We start from the raw sequence: 15966 nt of genomic DNA on the forward strand, positions 1-15966 counted from the left end.
GGCGGCCCATCGCATGGCAAACACGCGCGCGAAGGAGGCCGGTTTCATGCGTGACGACGAACGGACCATCTTGAACGCGCTGTTCCGCGCCGCGGTGGATGCTGCAAATCCGGCGAGGGCCGTGGCCGCCAATCTTCCCGTGGCTCCCAAAGGCCGCACCGTGGTGATCGGGGCTGGCAAGGCGTCGATCACCATGGCGGAGGCGCTTGAGGACAACTGGCCGGGGCCGCTGGAGGGCTTCGTGGTGGCGCCCAAAGGCTATGCGTCACCGCTCAAGCGCATCGAAACGGTATACGGCAGCCATCCCGTCTCGGATGAAACGAGCCTCGCTGCGGCGGAGAAGGCGCTGGCCCTCGCGGCCACGCTGAGGAAGGACGATCTGCTGATCGCGCTCATCTCGGGCGGCGGCTCGGCGCTGATGGCGAAGCCCGCGCCCGGCATCGCCATGGACGAGAAATTCGGGTTGATCCGCACGCTGCTGAAATCCGGCGCCAACATCGCTGAACTGAATTGCGTGAGGAAACATGTCTCCGCCGTGAAGGGCGGGCTTCTGGCGCGCGCGGCGGGGGAAGCGCGCATTTACACGCTGGTACTCTCGGACGTGCCGGGCGATGATCCGGCGATCGTCGCATCGGGACCGACCGTCGCCGATCCCACGCGCAATGCCGATGCGCTGGCGATCCTCCGCCGCTATCGCATCGCCGCTCCGCCATCGGTGGAACGCTGGCTTCAATCACCGGATGTTCCGAGAGGCCCCTTGCGCGCTGACAACGACACCCGCGTGATCGTCTCGGCGCACGGATCGTTCGAGGCCGCATCGGCCAGTGCGAAAGCGATGGGGTTGAACGTCCTCTATCTCGGCGACCGCATCGAAGGTGAATCGCGGGAAGTGGCGAAGGTCCATGCCGCCATCGCCAAACAGGTGCTGCAATATGATGCGCCGGTGGCGAAACCCTGCGTGATCCTGTCCGGCGGTGAAACCGGAGTCACGGTGAAAGGCAATGGACGGGGCGGGCGCAATGTGGAGTTTGCGCTGTCGCTCGCCGTGTCCTTGGGCGGGGAGCCGCGCATTCATGCGCTTTCCGCCGACACCGATGGCGTTGATGGCATGGAGCTTGTGGCGGGCACCATCATCGCACCCGATACGCTGGAGCGCGCCCGTGCGCTGGGCCTTGATCCCGTTGCCATGCTTGAGAACAACGATGCCCATAGTCTGTTTGAGGCGCTGGGCGATCAGGTGATCACCGGGCCGACCCACACCAATGTCAATGATTTCCGCGCCATATTGATCCGTTGACGGAGAAACCATGCCGGATCACGGAAGCTTTGCCGCCCTTGGCTACCGCTATTTTCTCGCCGTCGCCGAAACAGGCTCGGTGCGTGCCGCATCGCGGGTGCTGAATGTCGCCGCCTCCGCCATCAGCCGGCAACTCATCCTGCTTGAAGACCAGCTTGGCCTCGTGCTGTTTGACCGCAGTGGCCGCCATCTCACGCTGTCGCCCGCCGGCGAAATCCTGAAAGACGGACTGATTACCGCCGCCCACGGCCACGAAGACACGCTGGAGCGGCTCTCGGCGCTGCGCGGCCTCAAGCGCGGCCGCGTGCGGATCGCCACCGTCGAAAGCATATCCGTGGAGGTGCTGCCCCGCCTGCTGATGGAATTTTCGGCACGCTTCCCCGGCATCGAGGCCACCATCACCGTCGCGGGGTCTGACCGCGTGACCGAAATGGTGCTGAACCATGAGGCCGATGTGGGCTTCACCTTCAATCCATCTTCGCTCGACGGGCTGGCCATCGGCGCATCGCGGGATTTCCAGATCGGCGCCGTCCTGTCGCCGCGCCATCCGCTGGCTGAGGCCAAGGCGCTGACGCTGGCGCAATGCCTCGACCATGCCGTGGCCTGGCCCGCGCAGGGCCTGAGCCTGCGCACGATCCTGATGCGCATTCCCGCCGCGCGCAAGATCAGGCCTGTCTATGAATGCAATTCGCTCCGCCTCATGGCGGCGCTGGCGCGAGAAGGAAACTGCATCGCCTTTCAGACGATCATCGGCATCGGCCAGGAGTTGAAAGCCGGAACGCTGCGCTGGATTCCCCTGACCGACCGCCGCCTGCCGATAGACCGCTTCACCATGGTTCACCGCAAGGGGCAGCAGGGCAGGCCCGCCACAAATGCCTTTCTGGAAACGGCGGCCATGCATATTTTCAAGGCAGCGCCTGTGCGAAAAAACAGCACGAAGCGTGGCCGCTAATCTGCTTTTGCGCACGCCGAAGCCTGTGATAGATTTTTGCAATGGGCCGATTGACCACGCATATACTGGACACCGCGGCGGGCGTGCCGGCGGCGGGCATGAAGGTTGAGCTTTACCTGCTCGACGGCGGCGCCATTCATCTGAAGACGGTTCAGACCAATGCCGATGGCAGGGTTGATGGCCCGCTGCTCGAAGGTGCGGCGCTGATGCGTGGGCATTATGAACTGCGCTTCCACGCCGGGGATTATCTGAAAGCCCGGGGCACGGCCCTGCCGGAGCCTGCCTTTCTCGATGTCATTCCCATCCGCTTCGGCATCGCCGATCCTTCGGCGCATTATCATGTGCCGCTGCTGCTCCAGCCCTTCGGCTATTCCACCTATCGCGGAAGCTGAAGCATGGGCGTGAGGGCCACCATCCGGTTTCTCCGCCGCGGCAGGATGGTCGAGCTTCACGATGTCCCGCCCACCCGCACCCTTCTCGATTATCTCAGGCTTGAGGAAAAATCGCGCGGCACCAAGGAAGGCTGCAATGAGGGTGACTGCGGCGCCTGCACGGTGGTGCTGGGGACGCCTGGCGATGGCCGCGTCATTTACGAAGCGGTGAACGCTTGCATCCTGATGTTGGGCCAGATCGACGGCAAGGAACTCGTGACGGTGGACGATCTGGCGCGGGAGGGCGCGCTTCATCCCGTGCAGCAGGCGATGGTCGATTTCCACGCCTCGCAATGCGGCTTCTGCACGCCGGGCTTCGTGATGTCGCTCTTCGCGCTCTCGCACAGGGGCAGGGTGGCGGGCCGCGCGGATGTGCTGGATGCGATTGCCGGAAACCTCTGCCGCTGCACCGGCTATCGTCCCATCGTCGACGCGGCGCTTCACGCCTGTGATGGACAGGCAGAAGATGACTGGGGTACGCAGGAGACGGCGCAGCAATTGCAGGCGCTGGCTGACGGCGAGGATATTTTCATCGGCAGCGAGAACAGCTTCTTCGCCGCACCCGCGTCCCCGGAGTCGCTGGCGACGCTTGCTGCCGCCCATCCCGATGCCACGATCCTCGCGGGCGCAACCGATGTCGGCCTGTGGATCACCAAGCAGATGCGCGCGCTTCCAAAAATCATTCACATCGGCCGCGTGAAGGCACTGCACGGGATTGTGGAGACGTCGGACACACTCTCCATTGGCGCCGCCGCGACCTATGCCGAAGCTTTGAGCCATCTTGCGGGTTTGAGCCCCAACATGGGCGAAGTGTTGCGCCGCATTGGCTCCGCACAGGTGAGGGCCTCGGGCACGGTGGGCGGCAATATCGCCAATGGTTCCCCCATCGGCGACATGCCGCCCATGCTCATCGCGCTCGATGCCACGCTCACGCTCCGCCACGGCGATGCCGAACACAGCCTTGCGCTCGAAGACTTCTTCATTGCCTATGGGAAGCAGGATCGGAAACCCGGCGAACTCGTCTGGCGCATCGATGTGCCGAAGCTGAAGGGCAACGAGCGCTTCTTCGCCTTCAAACTGTCCAAGCGTTTCGACCAGGATATTTCTGCCATCATGGCCGCGTTCAGGTTCACGGTGGAGGCTGACCACATCGCCTCGGCCCGCGTGGCCTTTGGCGGCATGGCCGCCACGCCCAAGCGTGCTGCGCATACAGAAGCCGCGCTCGCCGGTCTCTCTCTGCATAACGCTGCCTCATGGGCTGCGGCGGAGCAGGCGCTGGCTGAGGACTTCCAGCCCATCGGTGACATGCGTGCTTCTGCCGCCTATCGCATCGAAGCGGCCAAGGGCCTGCTCCGCCGCGCCCTCATGGAATGCGCAGGGCGCACACCCGCTGAAACCCGCATCCGGATTCCCGCATGAAGCCGCTCGCCACCATGACGGTCGGCAAGGCGCAGAAGCACGATAGTGCCGCGCTGCATGTGCAGGGCAGCGCCGCCTATATCGATGACATGCGCGAACCGGAAGGACTGCTGCATGTGGCGCCCGGCTTCGCGAAAGACGGTGCGCGCGGAAAGATATTGTCCGTCGATCTCTCCGCCGTGCGTTCAGCACCGGGCGTGGTGCTGGTCCTCACCCATGAAGATGTTCCGGGCAAGAATGACGTGAGCCCGTCGATCGGCGGCGATCCCATCCTCGCGGAGGCGGAAATCCTCTTCCACGCCCAGGTGATCTTCGCCGTGGTGGCGGAAACCCGCGACCAGGCGCGCCGTGCCGCCCGCCTCGCCAAAATCGGGATCGCCGCCGAACCGCCCGCCGTCAGCGTCGCCGATGCGCTGGCGATGAAAACGGAGGATATTCTCCCGCCCTATGCCTTCACGCGCGGCGATGTGACGAAGGCGCTGGCCGCAGCGCCCTTGCGCTGGCACGAGACATTCGATCTGGGCGGGCAGGAGCATTTCTATCTCGAAGGCCAGGTGTCGCTCGCCGTTCCCGAAGAGGGCGGCGCCATGACCGTCTATTGCTCCACCCAGCACCCGACGGAAGTGCAACACCTGATCGCCCGTACGCTGAAACTGCCCGATGCGATGGTGACGTGCGAGTGCAGGCGCATGGGCGGAGGCTTCGGCGGCAAGGAAAGCCAGGCAGCGCAATGGGCGGCGCTGGCGGCCATCGCCGCGCAGAAACTGAAGCGCCCCGTCAAATGCCGCCTCGACCGCGATGACGACATGATGATGACCGGCAAGCGCCATGATTTCCGCATCGCCTATGCGGCAGGGTTTGACCGTGACGGAAAGCTCAGCGCCGCCGATGTCGAGTTTTTCTCGCGCTGCGGTTACTCCGCCGATCTGAGCGGCGCCATCAACGACCGCACCATGTTCCATGCGGACAATGCTTACTTTTATCCCTCGGCCCGCATCCGCACCCGCCGGCTGATGACCAACACCGTATCGAACACCGCCTTCCGCGGCTTCGGCGGGCCGCAGGGCATGATCTTCGCCGAGCGCATGATGGACGCCATCGCGCAGCGGCTGGGCCTCGATCCGCTCGATGTGAGGAAGCGCAATCTCTATGCGAAGGGCCGCGATGTCACGCCCTATGGCATGAAGGTGGAAGACAACATCGCGCTCGAAGTGATCGGCGAACTGGAACAAACCTCCGATTACCGCGCCCGCCGCAAGGCCATTGCCGCCTTCAATAGTAGGGGCGGCGTACTGCGCAAGGGCATCGCGCTGACGCCGGTGAAATTCGGCATATCCTTCACCTTGACCCATCTCAACCAGGCGGGCGCGCTGGTGCATGTCTATACCGATGGATCCGTGCATCTGAACCACGGCGGCACCGAAATGGGGCAGGGGCTTTACACCAAGGTGGCGCAGGTGGTGGCCGAAATCTTCGGCATCGGCCTCGAGAAGGTGCGCATCACCGCCACGACGACGGGCAAGGTGCCCAACACCTCCGCCACCGCCGCTTCATCAGGCGCGGACCTGAACGGCATGGCGGCCAAGCAGGCGGCGGAGATCATCCGTGAGCGGATGACCGGCGAGGCGGCGAAACTGTGGAACGTGGCGGCATCGCGCATTGCCTTCGCGGAAGGCCACGTCTCCGCCGGCAATCACCGCATGAGCTTCGGAGAACTGGCCAGGCGCTGCCATGCCGCGCGCGTGTCGCTGTCATCCACGGGTTTCTACGCCACCCCCAAGGTCGTGTGGGACCGCGAGAAGGCAAAAGGCCGCCCCTTCTATTATTTCGCCTATGGCGCGTCCTGTTCCGAAGTCACCATCGACACGCTGACCGGCGAGATGCGGGTGGACCGTGTTGATATTCTCCATGATGTCGGGCGCTCGCTGAATCCGGCGCTGGACATCGGCCAAATCGAGGGCGGCTTCGTGCAGGGCATGGGCTGGCTCACCACCGAGGAGTTGGTGTTCGACAAGGAAGGCCGCCTCCGCACCCACGCGCCCTCCACCTACAAGATTCCCTGCGCCTCCGATGTGCCGGAGGATTTCCGCGTGAAGCTCTTTGAGTCGAAAGGCAACCGCGAGCCCACCATCTACAGGTCGAAGGCGGTAGGCGAGCCGCCGCTGATGCTGGCGATTTCCGTCTGGTCGGCGATCTTCGACGCCATCGCCGGATTGAAGCCCGGCGAGGTGCCGCCGCTGCAGGCACCAGCCACGCCGGAAGCGATCCTCAATGCGGTGAGGGCCATGGCATGAGCCGTGTATGGCAGCAGATCGCCTTGGCACTTGAGCGCGATGGCCGCTGCGCGCTGGTGTCGGTCGTGTCGACGCAGGGCTCGGCGCCCCGCGATGCGGGCGCGCATATGGTGGTGACGCCGATGGGCTATCACGGCACCATCGGCGGCGGCACGCTGGAATGGCAGGCTATGGCGCAGGCGCAGGCGCTGATGGAGCGGGGGCCAGCCGCGCGCCTCACCGCCCACGCGCTGGGGCCAGACATGGGCCAGTGCTGCGGCGGCCGGGTGACGCTGATGACCGAAGCCTTCTCATCCACCCAGCTTGACGAGGCGCAAGCCCTCGCTGCGCGCGAGGCGGAAGGCGATCTGGACCTCACCCGCAATGGCGTCACGCTGAAGTTCGGCGGAAGCACGCGCGCCATCCTGCTGTTCGGCGCAGGCCATGTCGGCCGCGCATTGGTGATGGCTCTGGCGCCTTTGCCCTGTGCCGTGCGGTGGGTCGATCCGCGCCCCAATGCTTTTCCAGCCGCTGTGCCATCCAACGTCACGCTCTCCGCCGCCGATCCGGTGCGGGAGGCCACCGAAGCGGAAAAAGGCAGCTTCGCCTTCATCATGAGCCACAGCCATGCGCTTGACCTGGCAATCACCGATGCGGCGCTGCGCAACGGGGCGATTGCCCACACGGGGTTGATCGGCAGCGCCACCAAGCGCGCCCGCTTTGAACATCGCCTGAAAGCCGCAGGTGTGCCGGATCATCGCGTCGCCGCCCTGATCTGTCCCATCGGCGTGCCGGGCATTGCGGGCAAGGAACCGGCGGTGATTGCCGCCGCGACAGCCGCGCAGATTCTTGTGCTGGACGAGGCATTGCGTCTTGCGTCGGCGGATAATCCGCTCCACCATGTTGCACTGCAAGAAGGGGCAAAGCGGTGACGGAGCAGGAGGAGTATCTCCTCGAGGCGATCCATGTCGTGAAGGTGTTCGGCACCTTGCGCGCCAATGATGATGTGACGCTGCGCATCCGCCCCGGCGAAATTCATGCCTTCCTGGGTGAGAACGGGGCGGGCAAATCCACCCTCGTCAAGATGATCTATGGCGCGCTGCAGCCAACCTCCGGCGAATTCCGCTGGCTGGGAAAGCCGGTTGAAATTCCCAATCCCGCCGCCGCGCGCAAACTCGGCATCGGCATGGTGTTCCAGCATTTCTCGCTGTTCGAGGCGCTCACCGTGGCGGAGAACATTGCCCTTGCCATGCCCGGCGCGTTTGATCTCGCGGCACTCTCGGAAAAGATTGCCCGCGTCTCGAAGGACTATGGCCTGCCGCTCGAACCCACGGCCACCGTCGCTGATCTTTCCGTTGGTGAACGCCAGCGCATCGAAATCGTGCGCTGCCTGCTGCAGGAACCGCGCCTTCTCATCATGGATGAGCCCACCGCCGTTCTCACCCCGCAGGAGGCGGACCAGCTTTTCGTGGTGCTCAAGCGCCTGGCGGGCGAAGGCTGCGCGGTGCTTTATATCAGCCACCGCCTTGAGGAGGTGAAGCGCCTCTGCGACACCGCCACCATTCTCCGTCATGGCAAAGTGGTGGCCGAGGTCGATCCGAAGACGGAAACGGCGGCCAGTCTCGCGCGCCTCATGGTGGGCGCGGACATTCACCAGCTTCACAGCGAAAAAATATCCTCCGCCGGAAAACCAAGGCTGGAGCTTCGCGGTCTCTCATTGTCAGCCGACGGAGCATTTTCCGTGGCGCTCCGCCATGTCACGCTGGATGTGGCGGCGGGCGAGGTGGTGGCGATCGCCGGTGTGGCAGGCAATGGCCAGTCGGAACTCTTCGATGCCATTTCCGGCGAACGCCGCCTGCCCGGCGCCGATATGCTGGTGATCGATGGCGTTCCGGCAGGCCACATGGGCGTGAACGCAAGGCGCGACAAGGGGGCCGCCTTCGTGCCCGAGGAACGGCTGGGCCATGGCGCCGTGCCGGGCTTTCGCCTGTCGCAGAACGTGGTGTTGACGCGCCATTCCTCCGATCAATCCGTGGTCAAGGGCGGCCTCCTGCAAAAGAACGGCGCCAGCACGGTGAGCGAGCGCGTCATCAAGGCCTTCGACGTGCGGAAGGGAAAGCCCGATCCTGAAGCCCGCGCCCTGTCGGGCGGCAATTTGCAGAAATTCGTGATCGGCCGCGAACTGGACCGCAGGCCCGGCATTCTCGTCGTCAACCAGCCGACATGGGGCGTCGATGCGGGAGCCGCCGCCACCATCCGCCAGGCGCTGATCGATCTGGCGCGTGGCGGTTCCGCTGTGCTGGTCATCAGTCAGGACCTTGATGAAATCTACGAAGTGGCGGATCGCATCGCCGTCATCTCGCGCGGCCAGGTGTCGAAGGCCTATCCCGCCGGGAACATCAGCCTGCAGGAAATCGGCCTGCTGATGGCGGGCGCGCATGAGAAGGACACGGAGCGCCATGCAGTTCCTGCTTGAAAAACGGCAGGAGCGGTCGCGGGCGATGGTGTTCCTGTCGCCCGTCATTGCCATTCTGCTCACCGTCCTCACCGGCTTCGTCATCTTCTCATTGCAGGGCCTCAATCCCTTCGAGGCGCTGCATGTCTATTTCCTTGATCCGCTGAAATATCTCTGGACGGGTGACCCGGATGATCTCTGGTCGCTGGAGCAGCTCGCGGTGAAGGCAGCGCCATTGGCGCTGATCGGCGCCGGGCTTTCGGTGTGCTATCTCGCCAATGTCTGGAACATCGGTGCCGAGGGCCAGCTCACCGCAGGCGCGATCCTTGGCGCGGCCATTCCGGTATTCTTTCCGGACTGGAACACGCCCTTCACGTTGATCGCCATGCTGCTGCTCGGTATTCTCGGCGGCATGGCATGGGCGGCCATTCCCGCCTTTCTCAAGAACCGCTTCAACGCCAGCGAAATCCTGACGAGCCTCATGCTTGTCTACGTGGCGCAGCTTCTGCTCGACTGGCTGGTGCGCGGGCCGTGGCGTGATCCCAATGGCCATAATTTCCCGCAGACCATCCCCTTCACGGATTGGCAATTGCTGCCCAGCTTCGACGGCACGCTGCACATCGGCGTCCTCTTCGCGGTCATTGCCGCCGTGGCGCTGGCGGTGCTGATGGGCAAGAGCCTGAAGGGATTTGAAATCCGCGTGCTGGGTGCTTCACCCCGCGCCGGGCGCTTTGCCGGGTTCTCGCGCGAAGGTGCCGTATGGTTCTGCTTCCTGCTGTCGGGCGGCCTCGCCGGATTGGCGGGCATCTGCGAGGTGATGAGCACGGTGGGACAGCTTCAGCCCTCCATTTCGCCCGGCTATGGCTTCACCGCCATCATCGTCGCCTTCCTTGGCCGCCTTAATCCCATCGGCGCGCTGGTGGCGGCGCTGGCGCTCGCCATTTCCTATCTGGGGGGCGAAGCGGCGCAGGTGTCGCTCGGCATCTCCGACAAGATCGCCCGCGTCTTTCAGGGCATCCTGCTGTTCTACATTCTCGCCTGCGACTCGATGATCCTTTACCGCCCGCGCCTGGTCTTCAACCGCGCCGCCAAGCTGAAAGGCGCATGATGAATCACGGCGAACTGGTTTCCATCATCCTCACCATCATCACGGCGGCAACGCCGCTGCTGCTGGCCGCCATGGGCGAACTGGTGGTGGAACGCTCCGGCGTGTTGAATCTGGGCGTTGAAGGCATGATGGCGGTGGGGGCCGTGTGCGGCTTCGGCGCGGCGCTAGCCTTCGGGCCCTATGTGGGAATATTCGCCGCCATTCTCGCAGGCGTGGCGCTGTCGCTGCTCTTCGCCTTCCTCACATTGACGCTCGTTTCCAATCAGGTGGCGACAGGTCTGGCGCTCACGCTGCTGGGGCTTGGCCTTTCAGGCCTGATCGGCGAGGGCTATGTCGGCCAGCCCGGAGCGAAGCTCACGAAGATTTACATTCCCGGCCTCACCGACATTCCATGGCTCGGCCCCATCGTCTTCGGGCAGGATATTCTTGTTTACGTCTCACTCCTGCTCACCGCGTTCGTCTCATACGTGCTGTTCCGCACCAAGGCGGGGCTGGTGATCCGCGCGGTGGGCGACAGCCACCAGTCCGCCCATGCGCTGGGCTATCCGGTGATCCCCGTGCGCTATGCCTGCGTGGCCTTTGGCGGCGGCTGCGCGGGGCTGGCCGGCGGCTACCTGTCGCTCGCCTATACGCCGCAATGGATCGAGAACATGACGGCGGGCCGGGGCTGGATCGCGCTGGCGCTGGTCGTCTTCGGATCATGGCTGCCGCGCCGCGTGCTGATCGGCGCCTATCTCTTCGGCATGATCACCATCCTGGGGCTGGCGGTGCAGACCAAAGGCCTTGGCATCCCCTCGCAACTGTTGACGGCGCTGCCCTACATCGTGACCATCCTTGCATTGGTGGTCATCTCGGGCAATCGTGCGCTCACCAGAGCCAATACACCCGCTTGCCTTGGTCAGCCCTTCGTGCCCGACCGCTAGGCATTTCGCGTTTCGCCGGGCATGCGGCCACGGCGGGGGGCAAATCAAAAAGGCCGCAACACAGGCGTCGAAAGATGGAGAGGAAGATGAAGACTTGGATGATCGCCGCGGCCGCCCTGATGGCAAGCACGGCATTGCTCACCGGCAGCGCATCGGCGGCGGATAAGCTCAAGGCATGCTGGGTCTATGTAGGCCCGGTGGGCGACGGCGGCTACACGTTCCAGCACGACCTTGGCCGCAAGGAAGTGGAGAAGGAACTGGGCGACAAGGTGGAGACGAAATATCTCGAAAACGTCGCCGAAGGCCCGGATGCCGAGCGCGCCATCGAGCGACTGGCCCGCGAGAAGTGCAAGATCATCTTCACCACCTCCTTCGGCTTCATGGATGCCACCATCAAGGTAGCCAAGAAATTCCCGCATGTGTTCTTCGAGCACGCAACGGGCTACAAGCGTGCCGATAATGTCTCGACCTACAACGCGCGCTTCTATGAAGGCCGCTACGTGATGGGCGAGATCGCCGCCAAGATGTCGAAGACCGGCACCGCCGGCTACATCGTCTCCTTCCCCATTCCGGAAGTGGTGATGGGCATCAACTCCTTCATGCTGGGCGCCCAGTCGGTGAACCCCAACTTCAAGGTCAAGATCGTTTGGGTGAACTCCTGGTATGATCCGGGCAAGGAAGCCGATGCGGCGAAGGTGCTGTTTGGCCAGGGCGCCGACATCATCGTGCAGCACACGGATTCGACAGCGCCGCTGCAGATCGCCGAGGAGCAGGGCAAGCTGGGCTTTGGCCAGTCCTCCGACATGATCAAGTTCGCGCCCAAGGCGCAGCTCACCGCCAACACCGACAGCTGGGGCGGTTATTACGTGCAGGAAGTGAAGAAGGTGCTGGACGGCAAGTGGAAGTCGGAAGACGTCTGGGGCGGCATGGCGCAGGACATGGTTGTGCTCTCGCCCTTCACCAATATGCCGGATGACGTGAAGGCCATGGCCGAAAAATCGGTGGCCGACATCAAGTCCGGCGCGCTGCTGCCCTTCGCCGGCCCGATCACCAAGCAGGATGGAACGGTGGTGGGCGAGAAGGGCAAGTCTCTCTCCGACGCCGATCTCAACTCGATGAACTGGTACATCAAGGGCATCGACGACAAGCTGCCGCAATAGGCAGTACACGGACGAAAGCGCCTGCCGTGGATCATGCCGCGGCAGGCGTTGTTGCGAAGGAAGGCATATGGACCCGTTCATCGCGGACTGGCTGAACTTCCTCATCCGCTGGGGGCACCTGGTTGCGGGCATCGCCTGGATCGGCACGAGCTTCTATTTCGTGGCGCTGGATTTCTCGTTGAGGAAGCCGGACGGTTTGCCTGCCGGCGTCGGCGGCGAGGCGTGGGAGGTGCATGGCGGCGGCTTTTATCATGTGCAGAAATATCTCTCAGCGCCCGAAAGCCTGCCCGGCCATCTCACCTGGTTCAAATGGGAGGCCTATCTCACCTGGGTGTCGGGCTTCCTGCTGCTGATTGCCGCCTACTATCTCAATCCCGCCGCCAACTTGATCGATCCCGCCGTCCTTGATCTGAAGCCATGGCAGGCCATTGCAATTTCGGTGGCGAGTTTGGCGGGCGGCTGGATCGTCTATGATGCCGCCTGCCGTTCTCCTTTGGGGCGCAACACACGCGGCCTTGCCATCTTCCTGCTCACTCTCGTCCTTGCGGCTGCTTTCTTCTTCACGCATATATTTTCGGGCCGTGGCGCTTTCATCCATCTCGGCGCTTTCACCGGCACGCTGATGGCCGCCAATGTCTTCATGGTCATCATTCCCAACCAGCGGAAGATCACCGCCGCGCTGATCCGTGGCGAACTGCCCGATCCCCGCCTTGGCGCCATCGGCAAGCAGCGCTCACTGCACAATACCTATCTTACCCTGCCGGTTCTGTTGATGATGGTGAGCAATCACTACGCCATCATCACCGATGCGCCCCACGCCTGGCTTCTGGCCGGCGCCATCTTCGTGGGAGGTGCCGCGCTCCGGCAATTCCTGGTGCGCACCGAAGTGAGCGACCCCTTAAGCAAGACGGGCTGGACGCTGCCCATCATCGCGGCGGCGCTGGTTCTCGCATGGTGGCTCAGCACAGCACCACTTCTGTCGTTCGATTGGCCGGGGCTCTTGCTGCGCTGGGGCCACATGATCGCCGGCATCGCCTGGATCGGCACCAGCTTCTATTTCGTGGCGCTCGATTTTTCCCTCCGCAAGGATGTGCCATTGCCGTTAGGTGTTGCAGGCGAAGCATGGGAGGTGCATGGCGGCGGCTTTTATCATGTGCGGAAATATCTTTCCGCGCCCGCTTCGCTCCCGAAAGACCTGATCTGGTTCAAATGGGAGGCCTATCTCACTTGGGTCACGGGCTTCGGCCTGATGGTGCTGCTCTATTATGTGCAGGCCTCCACCTATCTGATCGACCCCGCCGTCATGGCGCTCTCGCCGTGGGAAGCCATTGCCATCTCCGTGGCGAGTCTTGCGGGCGGCTGGATCATCTATACCGCGCTCTGCCGTTCCCCCTTGGGACGCCACACGGGATGGCTGGCGCTGGCGGTGTTCGTGCTCATCATGTGCGCGGCTTATGGCTACACGCACGTCTTCTCGGGCCGGGGCGCCTTCATCCATATCGGCGCCTTCATCGGCACCATCATGGCTGCCAATGTCTTCATGGTGATCATCCCCAACCAGCGGAAGATCACCTCGGCTCTCGTGAAAGGCGAAGCGCCCGATCCGCGCCTGGGGGCCATCGGCAAGCAGCGCTCGCTGCACAATACCTATCTCACCTTGCCGGTGCTCGCCATGATGGTGAGCAATCATTATCCCTTCATCACCGATCACCCGCATGCGTGGCTACTGGCCGGATTGATCGTGGTTGCCGGCGCCCTGGCGCGCTATTTCCTCGTGCGCACCGAAGTGGGCGATGCGCAGGCCGATATTGCATGGGCGCTGCCGCTGATTGGCGCGGCGCTGGCGCTGGCGCTTCTCCTCACCCAGCCATCGACGCTGCCGGTTTTCAATGGAACCGTCACCGATGCCGATGCGTTGTCGATCACAGCCAACCGCTGCGCAGCCTGTCACTCCGCCCATCCCACCGATTTCATCATTCACACCGCACCGAAAGGCATCATGTTCGATACGGTTGAGGACCTGCGCCGCTATACCCGCGAGATCGAAACGCAGGCGGTGCGCAACAAGGCCATGCCGCTGGGCAACAAGACCGGCATGACCGATGAAGAGCGCGCAAAGCTCGGCGCATGGATCGCCGCGCAATGAGAACGCTAGCGCAGGTGAATGCCATGCCGCCGGATGCTTTCATGTCTGCCTTTGGCGACGTGGCCGAGCATTCGCCTTGGGTGGCGAAGGCGGCGCTGCGGGCGCGGCCTTTCACTGATCGGGAAGCGATGATTGGCGCATTTGAATTGGCGCTCCAGAATGCCACGCATGGAGAACAACTTGCCCTTATTCGCGCCCACCCCGATCTCGCCACCCGCGCCAGGCTCACCGCTGATTCCTCACGGGAACAGGCGGGAGCGGGACTGGACACGCTGACACCGGAAGAATTTCACCGCTTCACCACGCTCAATGAGGCCTATAAATCGCGCTTCGGTTTCCCCTTCATCTTCGCGGTGAAGGGCGCGGGCAAGCACCAGATTCTGGAAAGCTTCGCGGAGCGCGTGAACAACAGCCCGGACGATGAATTCGCCATGGCGCTCCGCCAGATCGCCCGCATCTTCCGCTTCCGCATCGAGGACCGTATCAGCGCATGAAGATCATCCGTGGACAGACGGTCAGTTTCACGGCCGATGCCTCTCCCGTTCATCACACGAAGGGCGCTGTGGTCATCGGCGACGATGGCCGCATTGCCTGGGCGGGCGATCATGCACAATTGCCAGAAGACTACCGGGGGCTCACGGCGGATGACTATGGCGAATGCCTCATCCTTCCCGGCTTCATTGACCCGCATATTCATTTCCCGCAATACCGGATGCTCGCCGCGCCCGGAAAGGACCTGCTGGACTGGCTCGCCCGCTTCACCTGGCCCGAGGAAAGCCGCTATGGCGACGCGGCCTATGCTGACCAGGCAGCGGAGGCGTTTCTGGACCGCCTTGCTGCTGCGGGAACCACCTCGGCGCTGGCCTTCTGTTCGGTGCATCGCGTGTGCGCCGATGCGCTGTTTGCCGCTGGCGAGCGGCGCGGCATGGCGCTTTTGACCGGCAAGACGATGATGGACCGCAATGCCATCCCTGCCGTTCAGGACGAGTTGGAAAAAGCGCCTGCGAGTCCGCCGAGCTTTACGCCAAATGGCATGGCCGCGCGCGCCTCCGCTATGCCGTGACGCCGCGCTTCGCCATCACCTCGACCGAAGCGCAATTGGCGCTGGCCGGAGAACTTCTGAAATCTCTCTCCGGCGCCTTGATGCAGACGCATCTTTCCGAAAGCGCCCGCGAGATCGCCTTCGTCAGGGACTTGTTCCCAAAGGCCAGGGACTATACCGACGTCTATGACCGCTTCGGCCTCTTGGGGCCGAAGAGCCTCTTCGCGCATGGCATCCATCTGTCGGAGCGCGAGGCGGCGCGGCTCTCGGAATTGGGATCAACGGTGGTCCACTGTCCTACCTCCAACACCTTTCTGGGCTCCGGGCTTCTCTCCATGCCGCATTTGCGGAAAGAGGGTCGGCCCGTGCGTCTGGGCGTTGCCACCGATGTGGGCGGCGGCACCAGCTATTCCATGCTCGCCACGCTGGGCGAGGCCTACAAGGTGCAGATGCTGAACGGCTACAAGCCCACGGCCGCCCAGCTCTTTCACATGGCCACGCGCGGCAATGCGGAGCGGCTTCACATCCACGCTGAAACCGGGGCGCTCGAGGCCGGAAAATTCGCCGATCTCGTGGTGCTGGACCCGGAAGCGACGCCGGTTCTCAAGGCCCGCCATGCCTTGTCTGAATCCCTCGAGGATATTCTGTTTTCATTGATGATCCTCGGCGATGACCGCGCCGTTTCCGCCACCTATATCGCGGGCCGCCGCTGGCACGCCGCACGCTGACCCCCTGCGCGGAAAACGCATTGCTGGCTTGA

14 protein-coding genes are annotated in these 15966 nt (G+C 63.6%); all 14 read left to right on the plus strand.

The genetic code is table 11. The features are described from left to right. Positions 1 to 46 precede the first annotated feature (46 nt). The 14 genes from QM694_RS19075 (at position 47) to QM694_RS19140 (ending at position 15934) form a co-directional block, all read left to right on the plus strand. Positions 47 to 1297, plus strand: coding sequence for a glycerate kinase type-2 family protein (locus QM694_RS19075; protein WP_415008487.1), 1251 nt, complete (start codon positions 47 to 49; stop codon positions 1295 to 1297). A gap of 10 nt (positions 1298 to 1307) precedes the next feature. After that, positions 1308 to 2249, plus strand: a complete 942-nt coding sequence (locus QM694_RS19080) for a LysR family transcriptional regulator (protein ID WP_415008488.1) — start codon at positions 1308 to 1310, stop codon at positions 2247 to 2249. Between the two features lie 41 nt (positions 2250 to 2290). After that, positions 2291 to 2641, plus strand: coding sequence for a hydroxyisourate hydrolase (gene uraH / locus QM694_RS19085; RefSeq protein ID WP_415008489.1), 351 nt, complete (start codon positions 2291 to 2293; stop codon positions 2639 to 2641). Between the two features lie 9 nt (positions 2642 to 2650). Further along, entirely contained in the window at positions 2651 to 4099 is a 1449-nt protein-coding gene (gene xdhA, locus QM694_RS19090) for a xanthine dehydrogenase small subunit (RefSeq protein ID WP_415008665.1), read from the plus strand. Continuing rightward, complete coding sequence (gene xdhB, locus QM694_RS19095; RefSeq protein WP_415008490.1) at positions 4096 to 6393, plus strand: xanthine dehydrogenase molybdopterin binding subunit; 2298 nt, start codon at positions 4096 to 4098, stop codon at positions 6391 to 6393. Before xdhA ends, xdhB begins: the two co-directional genes overlap by 4 nt. Then, positions 6390 to 7304 carry a xanthine dehydrogenase accessory protein XdhC gene (gene xdhC, locus QM694_RS19100; protein ID WP_415008491.1) on the plus strand — a complete coding sequence of 305 codons (915 nt, stop codon included), beginning with the start codon at positions 6390 to 6392 and terminating at the stop codon, positions 7302 to 7304. The genes xdhB and xdhC overlap by 4 nt, the downstream gene beginning before the upstream one ends. Further along, a complete protein-coding gene (locus QM694_RS19105) occupies positions 7301 to 8848 on the plus strand; it encodes an ABC transporter ATP-binding protein (RefSeq protein WP_415008492.1) in 1548 nt (515 codons plus the stop codon). The genes xdhC and QM694_RS19105 overlap by 4 nt, the downstream gene beginning before the upstream one ends. Then, the gene (locus QM694_RS19110) at positions 8832 to 9935 is read left to right on the plus strand and encodes an ABC transporter permease (RefSeq protein WP_415008666.1); all 1104 of its coding nucleotides are present in this window, start codon (positions 8832 to 8834) and stop codon (positions 9933 to 9935) included. The genes QM694_RS19105 and QM694_RS19110 overlap by 17 nt, the downstream gene beginning before the upstream one ends. Further along, positions 9932 to 10858 carry an ABC transporter permease gene (locus QM694_RS19115; protein ID WP_415008493.1) on the plus strand — a complete coding sequence of 309 codons (927 nt, stop codon included), beginning with the start codon at positions 9932 to 9934 and terminating at the stop codon, positions 10856 to 10858. The genes QM694_RS19110 and QM694_RS19115 overlap by 4 nt, the downstream gene beginning before the upstream one ends. An 86-nt stretch (positions 10859 to 10944) precedes the next feature. Further along, positions 10945 to 12018 (plus strand): BMP family ABC transporter substrate-binding protein, encoded by a 1074-nt coding sequence (locus QM694_RS19120; RefSeq protein WP_415008494.1) that lies wholly within the window; start codon positions 10945 to 10947, stop codon positions 12016 to 12018. Positions 12019 to 12085: 67 nt separating this feature from the next. Beyond that, complete coding sequence (locus QM694_RS19125; protein WP_415008495.1) at positions 12086 to 14164, plus strand: urate hydroxylase PuuD; 2079 nt, start codon at positions 12086 to 12088, stop codon at positions 14162 to 14164. Next, positions 14161 to 14658 (plus strand): 2-oxo-4-hydroxy-4-carboxy-5-ureidoimidazoline decarboxylase, encoded by a 498-nt coding sequence (gene uraD, locus QM694_RS19130; RefSeq protein WP_415008496.1) that lies wholly within the window; start codon positions 14161 to 14163, stop codon positions 14656 to 14658. Before QM694_RS19125 ends, uraD begins: the two co-directional genes overlap by 4 nt. Further along, a complete protein-coding gene (locus QM694_RS19135; protein WP_415008497.1) occupies positions 14655 to 15227 on the plus strand; it encodes an amidohydrolase family protein in 573 nt (190 codons plus the stop codon). The genes uraD and QM694_RS19135 overlap by 4 nt, the downstream gene beginning before the upstream one ends. After that, on the plus strand, positions 15224 to 15934 hold the full coding sequence (locus tag QM694_RS19140; RefSeq protein ID WP_415008498.1) for an amidohydrolase family protein: 711 nt from the start codon (positions 15224 to 15226) through the stop codon (positions 15932 to 15934). Before QM694_RS19135 ends, QM694_RS19140 begins: the two co-directional genes overlap by 4 nt. Positions 15935 to 15966: the final 32 nt, after the last annotated feature.

This window comes from Aestuariivirga sp. (genome assembly GCF_047602625.1).
GTDB lineage: Bacteria > Pseudomonadota > Alphaproteobacteria > Rhizobiales > Aestuariivirgaceae > Aestuariivirga.

Excerpts from the sequence above, each read along its gene's own strand:
- QM694_RS19075 (WP_415008487.1), top strand. The coding sequence starts at position 47 with ATGCGTGACGACGAACGGACCATCTTGAACGCGCTGTTCCGCGCCGCG.
- QM694_RS19080 (WP_415008488.1), top strand. The coding sequence starts at position 1,308 with ATGCCGGATCACGGAAGCTTTGCCGCCCTTGGCTACCGCTATTTTCTC.
- uraH (WP_415008489.1), top strand. The coding sequence starts at position 2,291 with ATGGGCCGATTGACCACGCATATACTGGACACCGCGGCGGGCGTGCCG.
- xdhB (WP_415008490.1), top strand. The coding sequence starts at position 4,096 with ATGAAGCCGCTCGCCACCATGACGGTCGGCAAGGCGCAGAAGCACGAT.
- xdhC (WP_415008491.1), top strand. The coding sequence starts at position 6,390 with ATGAGCCGTGTATGGCAGCAGATCGCCTTGGCACTTGAGCGCGATGGC.
- QM694_RS19110 (WP_415008666.1), top strand. The coding sequence starts at position 8,832 with ATGCAGTTCCTGCTTGAAAAACGGCAGGAGCGGTCGCGGGCGATGGTG.
- QM694_RS19115 (WP_415008493.1), top strand. The coding sequence starts at position 9,932 with ATGATGAATCACGGCGAACTGGTTTCCATCATCCTCACCATCATCACG.
- QM694_RS19120 (WP_415008494.1), top strand. The coding sequence starts at position 10,945 with ATGAAGACTTGGATGATCGCCGCGGCCGCCCTGATGGCAAGCACGGCA.
- QM694_RS19125 (WP_415008495.1), top strand. The coding sequence starts at position 12,086 with ATGGACCCGTTCATCGCGGACTGGCTGAACTTCCTCATCCGCTGGGGG.
- uraD (WP_415008496.1), top strand. The coding sequence starts at position 14,161 with ATGAGAACGCTAGCGCAGGTGAATGCCATGCCGCCGGATGCTTTCATG.
- QM694_RS19135 (WP_415008497.1), top strand. The coding sequence starts at position 14,655 with ATGAAGATCATCCGTGGACAGACGGTCAGTTTCACGGCCGATGCCTCT.